This is a genomic window from Streptomyces alkaliterrae (genome assembly GCF_007097205.2).
GTDB lineage: Bacteria > Actinomycetota > Actinomycetes > Streptomycetales > Streptomycetaceae > Streptomyces > Streptomyces alkaliterrae.
On the sequence record NZ_VJYK02000191.1, the window covers coordinates 1 to 10,595 of the forward strand.

Here is a 10,595-nt window from a genome sequence, read left to right on the forward strand (position 1 = left end):
CGACGGCCCCGCCCTGCCACTGGCCGCCGCCGGCTACGCGCTGCTCACCGCCCTCGCCGTCGCCCGCCCTCCTACCGGCCGTTTCGACTGGCTGGTGCCCGCGCTCTTCCGGGCCGCCGAGTACGGTCTGATCCTGGTCCTGGCGCAGATCGCCGCAAACAAGGAGGTGAACGGCGCCTTGCCGGCCGCTTTCGGCCTGGTGGCGGCTCTCGCCTACCATCACTACGACACGGTGCACCGCATCCGCGGCGGCACCGGCGCGCCGCCGCGCTGGCTGGTGCGGGTGAGTGGGGGGCACGAAGGGCGAACGCTGCTGGTCAGCCTGGCCGCGGTGGCTTCCCTGGATGCCGACCGCTCGCCGGTGGTGCCTGGATTCGCGTCCGTGCTCACGGCCCTGGCCGTGCTGCTCGCGACGCTCTGGCTCGTGGAGAGCGTGCGCTTCCAGGCGACCTCCTCAGCGCCCGCAACACACGACGAATCAGGAGAACCCGCATGATCGGCCTCGTGCTGGCCGCCGGCGCCGGACGGCGTCTGCGTCCCTACACCGACACCCTGCCCAAGGCCCTGGTGCCGGTCGGCCCTGAGCAGGACGGCGAGGCCGCGACGACGGTCCTGGACCTCACCCTGGGCAACTTCGCCGAGGTCGGCATCACCGACGTCGCCGTCGTGGTCGGCTACCGCAAGGAGGCCGTGTACGAGCGCAAGGAGGCCCTGGAGGCCAAGTACGGGGTCAAGCTCACCCTGATCGACAACGACAAGGCCGAGGAGTGGAACAACGCCTACTCCCTGTGGTGCGCCCGGGACTCCATCCGGCACGGCGTGATCCTCGCCAACGGCGACACCGTGCACCCGGTCTCCGTCGAGAAGACGCTGCTGGCCGCGCGTGGTGAGGGCCGCCGCATCATCCTCGCCCTGGACACCGTCAAGCAGCTCGCCGACGAGGAGATGAAGGTCGTCGTCGACCCCGCCAAGGGCGTCCAGAAGATCACCAAGCTGATGGACCCGGCCGAGGCCACCGGCGAGTACATCGGCGTGACCCTCATCGAGGGCGAGGCCGCCGAGGACCTGGCCGACGCGCTGAAGACCACCTTCGAGCGCGACCCCGACCTCTACTACGAGGACGGCTACCAGGAGCTGGTCAACCGCGGTTTCAAGATCGACGTGGCTCCGATCGGCGACGTGAAGTGGGTCGAGATCGACAACCACGACGACCTCGCCAAGGGCCGGGAGATCGCGTGCCAGTACTGACGAGGCTCATCCCCTCGCCGGTGGTCGTCGACATCCGGGACGGGGCGCTCGACGACCTCGGCTCCGTCCTCGCCGACCAGCGGATCTCCTCCGCGGGCAAGCTCGCCGTGGCGATCAGCGGCGGTTCCGGGGCCCGGCTGCGCGAGCGGCTGGCCCCGGCCCTGCCGGGCGCCACCTGGTACGAGGTCAACGGCGGCACCCTGGACGACGCGATCAAGCTCGCCGACGCCATGAAGTCCGGCCACTACGACGCGGTCGTCGGGCTCGGCGGTGGCAAGATCATCGACTGCGCCAAGTTCGCCGCCGCGCGCATCGGACTGCCGCTGGTGGCCGTCGCCACGAACCTCTCCCACGACGGCCTGTGCTCGCCCGTCGCCACCCTGGACAACGACGCCGGGCGCGGCTCCTACGGCGTGCCCAACCCCATCGCCGTCGTCATCGACCTCGGAGTGATCCGCCAGGCCCCGCCGCGCTTCGTGCGCTCCGGCATCGGCGACGCGCTCTCCAACATCTCCGCCGTCGCGGACTGGGAGCTGGCCAACCGGGAGAAGGGCGAGCAGATCGACGGTCTGGCCGCCGCGATGGCCCGCCAGGCCGGCGAGGCCGTGCTGCGCCACCCCGGCGACGTCACCGACGACGGCTTCCTCCAGGTGCTCGCCGAGGGCCTGGTGCTCACCGGCATCGCGATGTCGGTCGCCGGAGACAGCCGCCCCGCCTCGGGTGCCTGCCACGAGATCAACCACGCCTTCGACCTGCTCTTCCCCAAGCGGGCCGCCAGCCACGGCGAGCAGTGCGGCCTCGGCGCCGCCTTCGCGATGTACCTGCGCGGTGCGCACCAGGAGTCGGCGTTCATGGCCGAGGTCCTGCGCCGGCACCGGCTGCCGGTGCTGCCGAAGGACATCGGCTTCTCGGTGGACGAGTTCGTCCAGGTCGTGGAGTTCGCTCCGCGCACCAGGCCGGGCCGCTACACGATCCTCGAACACCTCGACCTGAACACCGACGAGATCAGGGACGCTTACGCCGACTATGCCAAAGCCATCGGTAGCTGAACTCCGCCCGGTCGTGCACCCCGAAGGGGTCAAGGACCGACGCAGCGGTGAGCACTGGGCCGGACGCCTGTACATGCGGGAGATCTCGCTGCGCTGCGACCGGTACCTGGTCGACACCAGGATCACCCCCAACCAGCTCACCTACCTGATGGTCGTCGCCGGCGTCCTGGCGGGCGCGGCACTGCTGGTGCCGGGCCTGACCGGGGCGCTCGTGGGCGCCCTGCTCATCCAGCTCTACCTGCTGCTGGACTGCGTCGACGGCGAGATCGCGCGCTGGCGCGGCCAGACGTCGGTCACCGGCGTCTACCTGGACCGGATCGGCCACTACCTGGCCGAGGCCGCGCTGCTCGTCGGCTTCGGCCTGCGGGCGGCCGACCTGTTCGCCCGCGAGGGCGCCTCGGCCAACTGGATGTGGGCCTTCCTCGGCACCGTCGCCGCGCTGGGCGCCATCCTCATCAAGGCCGAGACGGACCTGGTCGACGTCGCCCGCGCCCGCAGCGGCATGCCCGCGGCCACCGACGCGGCGGCCACACCGCGCTCGGCCGGTCTGGCGGTCGCCCGCCGGGCGGCGGCGGCGCTGAAGTTCCACCGGCTCGTCGGCGGCGTCGAGGCCTCGCTGCTCATCCTGGCCGTGGCGATCGCCGACATGATCGCCGGCGGGCTGTTCTACACCCGGCTCGGCGTGGCCGTCCTCGCCGGTGTCGCGGTCCTCCAGACCGTGCTGCACCTGGTCTCCATCCTGGCCTCCCGGAGGCTGAAGTGAGCGCCGCGACGTTCCGCCTCGGGGCGGTGATCCTCACCATGGGAAACCGCCCCGAGGAGTTGCGCGCCCTGCTGGACTCGGTCGCCGAGCAGAAGGGCGAGCCGATCGAGGTGGTGGTCGTCGGCAACGGCGCCCCGCTGCCGGAGCTGCCCGAGCTGCCCGGCGGGCTGCGTAGCGTCGAGCTGCCGGAGAACCTGGGTATCCCCGGCGGGCGCAACGCCGGCATCCAGGCGTTCGGCGAGGCCGGTCGGGACGTGGACGCCATCCTCTTCCTCGACGACGACGGCCTGCTCCCCGAACGGGACACCGCCGAGCTGTGCCGGCAGGCGTTCACCGCCGACCCCGCGCTCGGCATCCTCAGCTTCCGCATCGCCGACCCGGACACCGGCGTCACCCAGCGGCGGCACGTGCCCCGGCTGCGGGCGGCCGACCCGACTCGCTCGTCGAAGGTCACCACCTTCCTCGGTGGTGCCAGCGCCGTGCGCACGGCCGTGATCGCGGAGGTCGGCCCGCTGCCCGGCGAGTTCTTCTACGCCCACGAGGAGACCGACCTGGCCTGGCGGGCCCTGGACGCCGGCTGGGGCATCGAGTACCGGGCCGACATGGTGCTGCACCACCCGACGACCTCGCCCTCCCGGCACGCGGTCTACCACCGCATGGTCGCCCGCAACCGGGTCTGGCTGGCCCGCCGCAACCTCCCCCTCCCGCTGGTTCCCGTCTACCTCGGCGTGTGGCTGCTGCTCACCCTCGCCCGCCGCCCCTCCAGGCCGGCGCTGCGGGCCTGGCTCGGCGGTTTCAAAGAGGGCTGGACGAGCCCGTGCGGTCCACGGCGCCCCATGAAGTGGCGTACGGTGTGGCGCATGGCCCGACTGGGCCGACCTCCGGTCATCTGACAGGCTCCAGTCTGAGAACATCGGGTCCCACCCCGAGAAAACACGGTGTCTCAGCGGTCCAGAGCCCTTGCAGAGTGAGGACGAAAGTTTCAACGTGAGCGAGTCAACGCACGACGGTGCGGTCGCCGTCGGCCCCCGGCCGTCGGCCGACGACGGACTGACCCCGGCCGAACTCGCGGCCAAGTACGGTCTGACGGTCAGCGGGGCCCGCCCCTCGCTGTCGAGTTACGTCAGGCAGCTGTGGAGCCGTCGGCACTTCATCCTGACCTTCTCCCGCGCGAAGCTGCACGCCCAGTACAGCCAGGCCAAGCTCGGTCAGCTGTGGCAGGTGATGACACCGCTGCTGAACGCGGCCGTCTACTTCCTGATCTTCGGCGTGATCCTCGGCGCCAGGGAGGGTGTGCCCGGCGGTGGGCACAACTACATCCCGTTCCTGGTGATCGGGGTCTTCGTCTTCACCTTCACCCAGCAGTCGGTGCTCTCCGGCGTCCGGTCGATCTCCGGGAACCTGGGGCTGGTGCGGGCGCTGCACTTCCCCCGGGCGTCCCTGCCGATCTCGTTCTCGCTCCAGCAGCTCCAGCAGCTCATGTACTCGATGATCGTGCTGCTGGTCATCCTGTTGGGCTTCGGGCAGCGCCCCGCGTGGTCCTGGCTGCTGATCGTGCCCATCCTCACGCTGCAGTTCGTCTTCAACACCGGACTGGCGCTGATGATGGCCAGGCTCGGCAGCAAGACCCCCGACCTGGCGCAGCTGATGCCGTTCATCCTGCGCACCTGGATGTACGGCTCGGGCGTCATGTTCCCGCTGCACCACATGCTCACCGAGCGGGCCGGGGCGAGCGAGGGACTGGCCGACCTGGTCGCGATGAACCCGGCGGCCGTCTACATGGACCTGATGCGTTACTCGTTGATCGACGCGTACTCGATTTCCGACCTGCCGCCGCACGTGTGGTGGATCGCGGTCGGCTGGGCCCTGCTGTTCGGCATCGCGGGCTTCATCTACTTCTGGCGGGCGGAGGAGCGTTATGGCCGTGGCTGAGCAGACCAGGACCGCCCAGGCGGCGACCGCCGACGGCCGGGTGCCGACCGTCATCGCCGACGACGTGCACGTGGTGTACCGGGTGTACGGCGGAAGCAAGGGCCGGGGCAGCGCCACCGCGGCGCTCAACCGCATCCTCCGCCGCAAGCCGGGGGGCGGCATGCGCGAGGTGCACGCGGTGCGCGGCGTCTCCTTCACCGCCTACCGCGGCGAGGCGATCGGCCTCATCGGCTCCAACGGCTCCGGCAAGTCGACGCTGCTGAAGACCATCGCCGGACTGCTGCCGCCCGAGCGCGGCCGCGTCTACACCGACGGTCAGCCGTCGCTGCTGGGCGTGAACGCGGCGCTGATGAACGACCTCACCGGCGAGCGGAACGTCGTGCTCGGCGGACTGGCGATGGGCATGAGCCGCGAGCAGGTCCGCGAGCGCTACGAGGGCATCGTCGACTTCTCGGGAATCAACGAGAAGGGCGACTTCATCACCCTGCCCATGCGCACGTACTCCTCCGGCATGGCGGCCCGACTGCGGTTCTCCATCGCGGCGGCCAAGGACCACGACGTGCTGATGATCGACGAGGCGCTGGCCACCGGCGACAAGAAGTTCCAGAAGCGCTCCGAGGCCCGCATCCGCGAGCTGCGCCAGGAGGCCGGCACGGTGTTCCTGGTGAGCCACAACAACAAGTCGATCAGGGACACCTGCGAGCGGGTGCTGTGGCTGGAGCACGGCCAGCTGCGGATGGACGGCCCCACCGCCGAGGTGCTGAAGGCGTACGAGAAGTTCACCGGCAAGTAGCGCCGCCGCACTGACGGCGCCTACCACAGATGCTTTGCGGGCGCATCCGGTACTGGACCGTCCGATCGACGCGAGTGCGCCTGTGCGCCGGGGGAGTGTGTACCGGGCGCGTGGACCGGTGACCGCGTCGTGCCCGACGATGGTGGTGGCACACGCGGGTCTGACCGCCCGCGCGGGAGTGCCCGGAGATGCTCCGGCCTTCGTGGAGTCCGCCCTCGAGGGGGCGTGCCCCGCTGCCACCACCGAGACGCAGAGGAGACCTTGTGAACCCGGTTCAACCGGCGAACGCCGGCATTGACACCGCTGGGGTGGCCGAACTGCTGGAACGCGGACGCACCCTCGCCATGCCAGTGCTGCGCGCTGCCGTAGGCCGCCTCGCGGCGCCGATGGACACCGTCGCCGCCTACCACTTCGGCTGGATCGACGCCGCCGGGCGCCCGGCGAACGCCGACGGCGGCAAGGCCGTCCGACCGGCGCTCGCGCTGCTCTCGGCGGAGGCCGCGGGCGCGCCGCCGGAGGCCGGCATCCCGGGTGCGGTCGCCGTGGAACTGGTCCACAACTTCTCCCTGCTGCACGACGACCTGATGGACGGCGACGAGCAGCGCCGCCACCGCGATACCGTGTGGAAGGTGCACGGACCTGCCCAGGCGATCCTGGTCGGCGACGCCCTGTTCGCACTGGCGAACGAAATCCTGCTCGAGCTGGGTACGGTCGAGTCGGCGCTGGCCGCCCGCCGGCTGACCGCCGCCACCCGCCGTCTCATCGACGGCCAGGCCCAGGACATCTCCTTCGAGCACCGCGAGCGGGTCAGCGTCGCGGAGTGCCTGGAGATGGAGGGCAACAAGACCGGTGCCCTGCTGGCCTGCGCGGTGTCCATCGGCGCGGTGCTCGGCGGCGCCGACACGCGGACCGCGGACGCGCTGGAGCGCTACGGAAACCACCTCGGCCTCGCCTTCCAGGCCGTCGACGACCTGCTGGGGATCTGGGGGGACCCGGAGGCCACCGGCAAGCAGACCTGGAGCGACCTGCGGCAGCGGAAGAAGTCGCTGCCCGTCGCCGCCGCCCTGGAGGCCGGCGGCCCGGCCGCACGGCAGTTGGGCGAGCTGCTGGCCACCGACGCCGGCCGCCACGCGGCCGGTGCGGACGAGGGCCTGCCCACCGAGGACTTCGACGAGGCGGAGTTCGCCCTGCGGGCGTCGCTGATCGAGGAGGCAGGCGGCCGGGAGTGGACGGTCCAGGAGTCCCGTCGGCAGCACGACGCCGCGCTCGCCGCGCTGGACGGCGTCGAGTTGCCCGACGCGGTGCGCCGCCAGCTGGTCACGCTCGCCGACTTCGTGGTGGAGCGCCGGGGCTGACGGCCGTCCGCCGGGCTCCGGGCGGACTCCAAGCGTGCGGGCCGGGTTCGGGGCGATCCGAACCCGGCCCGCGGCGCGTGCGTCAGAGCGCGGCGGCGGAGGTTCAGCCCTCCAGCAGGTGCGCGCGCAGCCGCTCGCGGGTGGTCGGGGCGAGCCCCAGCCCCTCGCGGAGGTAGCTCTCCACACCGCCCCAGGTCTCGTCGATCGTCGCGTACGCCTCGTGCAGATAGGAGGCGCGGGCGTCGAAGAGCGGCGCGAGCAGCTCGACGATCTCCGGGTCGATCGCGCTCTCCTCGCTCGGGTCGCCCCGGTGCATCTTGTAGCGGCGGTGCGGGTCGTTGGACAGCAGGTAGTCGCTCTCGATCGCGTCCCGCTCCACGCCCACTGCCAGCAGGGTCACCGCGACGCTCAGCCCGGCCCGGTCCTTTCCGGCCGCGCAGTGCATCAGCGCCGGGACGTCGCCCTCGGCCAGCACGTGCAGCACCCGGCTGTGCTCGGCGGTGCGGCCGACGATGATCGACCGGTAGTTCTCCCGCATCCGGTCGGCGGCCTGGCCCTCGGCGAGCGCGGCACGCAGCTCCGGCAGGTCGCCGTCGCGTACGAGCTGCCAGAACTCGGCGCCTTCGGCCGGGTCGGTGAGCGGCAGGTTCATGTTCCGCACGCCGGGCAGGTCGATGTCCGGGCCCTCCAGGGCCTGGTCGGCCGCGTTGCGGAAGTCGAAGATGGTGTGCAGGCCGAGGCGGTGCAGGAAGGCCGCGTCCTCGTCGGTGGCGTGGGCCAGGTGCCCGCTGCGGTAGAGCACCCCGTGCCGTAGCCGACGGCCGTCGACGGTGGGCAGTCCGCCCACGTCGCGGAAGTTGCGTACTCCGGCGAGCGCTGGCTCCACAGCTTCGGACGTCACATGGGCTCCTTGGATCGGTACCGGCCGGGCGTTGTCGACGATACGACAAGCGGACCCGGCGCCGCCCCGCCGGTGGCGGAAACCACCTGACGGGAACGGACGCGCACGCCCGGCGCGGACCCGGCGCCGCGCGCGGGCCGGGCTGTGCCTGCCTGGACCGCCGAGGCCGGACGTAGCCTGACGAGGTGAGCGAGGGACTGTTCCCGGCGGAACCGCGGCAGGTCGCCCCCGGCGCCTTCCACCTCCCCGGCCGGCTGGACCGCGTGCGGCAGCGCCGGCTGCTGGCGGCCTGCCGCCGGTGGGCGCTGCCGCCGGCCGGGCTGCGCACGGTCCGGATGCCCGGCGGCGGTCGGATGTCCGTGCGACAGGTGAGTCTGGGCCACCACTGGTACCCCTACGGCTACGCGGACACCGCGGTCGACGGGGACGGCGCACCGGTGAAGCCGTTCCCCGGCTGGCTGGGGGAGTGGGCGCGCGCGGTGGTCGCGGCGGCCTTCGGCGCCGGCGAACGGCCGCCCGCCTACGACGTCGCGCTGATCAACTTCTACGACGAGCAGGCCCGGATGGGCATGCACCGCGACAGCGACGAACGGTCGCCGGCGCCGGTGGTGTCCTTCAGCCTCGGCGATACGTGTGTCTTCCGTTTCGGCCATTCCGCCGGGCGCGGCAGGCCGTACGCCGACGTCCGACTTGAGAGCGGCGACGCCTTTGTGTTCGGCGGTCCGGCCCGGTTCGCGTACCACGGCGTGCCCCGGGTGCTCCCGGGCAGCGCGCCGGCGTGGCTCGATCTGGACGGCAGGCTGAACGTCACCGTCCGCGAGCGGTAACTTGCCGCGAGCATACGCAAGTTACTCCCTTCGCCCGCGTCATGGACAGATCTGCGAATCATTCACCCGTAGGGGGCTGGCGAAGGGTGGCGAATAGCCGGAGTACGCCAGGGGGCACCTCCGGCGCCCACTAGCGTGAGGTGCGCGCTGAGCGTCGGCGTGCGCTGATCCCAAGCCCCGCGAACGCGGGGTCGGTCTCCCCTTCGAGGACTGCGATGCCTGAATCCCCGAGTCACGCGGTGCACCACGGAAGCCGAACGTCCGCCGCAGGCCCGACCGCCACCGCGGTCGGCGCCTCTCCCGGCGGCGGCAACCGGGACACCACGCCCGCCCCGGTCCCCGGCCGGCGCCGCGGTCGGGGCCAGACGAACTCCCGCGACGGCGGACGGCACGGCCGCGGCCAGCCCCGGCCGACCGCAGCCGAGGCCGCCGTGCGCCGGCGGCTGCTGTGGCTGACGGTCGGCCCTGCCCTCGCGGTGGCGGTGCTGGGCGCCGTCGCCGTCGCCCTCGCCCTCCGGCTGGGCGGCGGGGCCGCGCTGCCCGGCGGGCCGTGGCCGCTGCTCGGCGGGGCGCTCCTGCTGTGCTGCGCGGTGATGACCGGGGCGGCACTGCTGGCCTCCACCGAGGCGCGCGCCACCATCGACCGCTACACGACGCTGCGCCGCGCCGCCGCCCGCAACCAGTCGGAGCTGCAGGCCCTGCTGCGTCGGCTGGAGCGCGGTGAACGGCCGCGCAGACCCAGCCACGGACCGCTGCCCGAGCCGGCGCCGGACGACGCCTTCGGCCTGCTCGCCCGCGACCTGACCGTCGCCCAGCGCGGCGCCGAGGCGGCCGTACTGGAGGCGGCGGCGCTGGTGCGCAGCAGCGCCAGCGGCAGTGAGGAGAAGGTCGAGGTCTTCGTGAACCTCGCCCGCCGCCTCCAGTCCCTGGTACACCGCGAGATCGAGCTGCTCGACGAGCTGGAGAACGAGGTCGAGGACCCCGACCTGCTCAAGGGCCTCTTCCACGTCGACCACCTGGCCACCCGCATCCGGCGGCACGCGGAGAACCTGGCGGTGCTCGGCGGAGCCGTCTCCCGACGGCAGTGGACCCGCCCGGTCAGCATGACCGAGGTGCTGCGCTCGTCCATCGCGGAGGTGGAGCAGTACCCCAGGATCAAGCTGGTGCCGCCCATCGAGGGCGACCTGCGCGGCCACGCCGTCGCCGACGTGATCCACCTTCTCGCCGAACTCATCGAGAACGCCTCGCTGTTCTCCGCCCCGCAGACGCAGGTGCTGCTGCGCGCCCAGTACGTCACCGCCGGGCTGGCCGTCGAGGTCGAGGACCGGGGACTGGGCATGACCACCGCCGAGCAGACCCGGATGAACACGCTGCTCACCGACCCCGAACGGGTCGACGTCGGCGAACTGCTCCAGGACGGCCGCATCGGCCTGTTCGTGGTCTCCCAGCTGGCCCGCCGGCACGGCATCGTCGTCCAACTCCAGAGCAACATCTACGGCGGCGTCCAGGCCGTGCTGGTGGTGCCCCGGGTGCTGCTGGGCGAGCAGTCGGAGGCGGCGAAGGAGGGCGCGGCCGCCGCGGCGGGCGACGGCCTCCTCACCGATGATGACCGGGGCGGCACTGCTGGCCTCCACCGAGGCGCGCGCCACCATCGACCGCTACACGACGCTGCGCCGCGCCGCCGCCCGCAACCAGTCGGAGCTGCAGGCCCTGCTGCGTCGGCTGGA

The 10,595-nt window shown here is 72.2% G+C and carries 11 protein-coding genes; 10 read left to right on the plus strand and 1 reads right to left on the minus strand.

Annotated elements, in window-relative coordinates; translation table 11 throughout:
* From FNX44_RS28100 to FNX44_RS17645, 8 genes are all read left to right on the plus strand, one after another.
* Nucleotides 1–496, plus strand: a 496-nt coding sequence (locus FNX44_RS28100) for a DUF5941 domain-containing protein (RefSeq protein ID WP_228449974.1), incomplete at its 5' end; no start/stop codon positions are given.
* Entirely contained in the window at nt 493–1,248 is a 756-nt protein-coding gene (locus FNX44_RS17615) for a phosphocholine cytidylyltransferase family protein (protein ID WP_143649234.1), read from the plus strand. The genes FNX44_RS28100 and FNX44_RS17615, both read left to right, overlap by 4 nt.
* A complete protein-coding gene (locus FNX44_RS17620; protein WP_143649235.1) occupies nt 1,236–2,297 on the plus strand; it encodes an iron-containing alcohol dehydrogenase family protein in 1,062 nt (353 codons plus the stop codon). The genes FNX44_RS17615 and FNX44_RS17620 overlap by 13 nt, the downstream gene beginning before the upstream one ends.
* Entirely contained in the window at nt 2,275–3,060 is a 786-nt protein-coding gene (locus FNX44_RS17625) for a CDP-alcohol phosphatidyltransferase family protein (protein WP_143649236.1), read from the plus strand. The genes FNX44_RS17620 and FNX44_RS17625 overlap by 23 nt, the downstream gene beginning before the upstream one ends.
* A 38-nt stretch (nt 3,061–3,098) precedes the next feature.
* Complete coding sequence (locus FNX44_RS17630) at nt 3,099–3,953, plus strand: glycosyltransferase family 2 protein (RefSeq protein ID WP_143649242.1); 855 nt, start codon at nt 3,099–3,101, stop codon at nt 3,951–3,953.
* A 94-nt stretch (nt 3,954–4,047) separates the two neighbouring features.
* Complete coding sequence (locus FNX44_RS17635) at nt 4,048–4,992, plus strand: ABC transporter permease (protein WP_143649237.1); 945 nt, start codon at nt 4,048–4,050, stop codon at nt 4,990–4,992.
* The gene (locus tag FNX44_RS17640; protein ID WP_143649238.1) at nt 4,979–5,785 is read left to right on the plus strand and encodes an ABC transporter ATP-binding protein; all 807 of its coding nucleotides are present in this window, start codon (nt 4,979–4,981) and stop codon (nt 5,783–5,785) included. Before FNX44_RS17635 ends, FNX44_RS17640 begins: the two co-directional genes overlap by 14 nt.
* A 188-nt stretch (nt 5,786–5,973) precedes the next feature.
* On the plus strand, nt 5,974–7,140 hold the full coding sequence (locus FNX44_RS17645; protein WP_143649239.1) for a polyprenyl synthetase family protein: 1,167 nt from the start codon (nt 5,974–5,976) through the stop codon (nt 7,138–7,140).
* 103 nt (nt 7,141–7,243) lie between these two features.
* Here FNX44_RS17645 and FNX44_RS17650 read toward each other — a convergent pair whose 3' ends face one another.
* Nucleotides 7,244–8,041 (minus strand): tyrosine-protein phosphatase, encoded by a 798-nt coding sequence (locus FNX44_RS17650; protein ID WP_143649240.1) that lies wholly within the window; start codon nt 8,039–8,041, stop codon nt 7,244–7,246.
* A 185-nt stretch (nt 8,042–8,226) separates the two neighbouring features.
* Between FNX44_RS17650 and FNX44_RS17655 the strand changes: the two genes are divergently transcribed.
* Nucleotides 8,227–8,868 carry an alpha-ketoglutarate-dependent dioxygenase AlkB family protein gene (locus FNX44_RS17655; RefSeq protein ID WP_143649241.1) on the plus strand — a complete coding sequence of 214 codons (642 nt, stop codon included), beginning with the start codon at nt 8,227–8,229 and terminating at the stop codon, nt 8,866–8,868.
* Nucleotides 8,869–9,083: 215 nt separating this feature from the next.
* Nucleotides 9,084–10,595 (plus strand): sensor histidine kinase (locus FNX44_RS17660; RefSeq protein ID WP_194362474.1); only part of this gene is annotated, 1,512 nt, incomplete at its 3' end.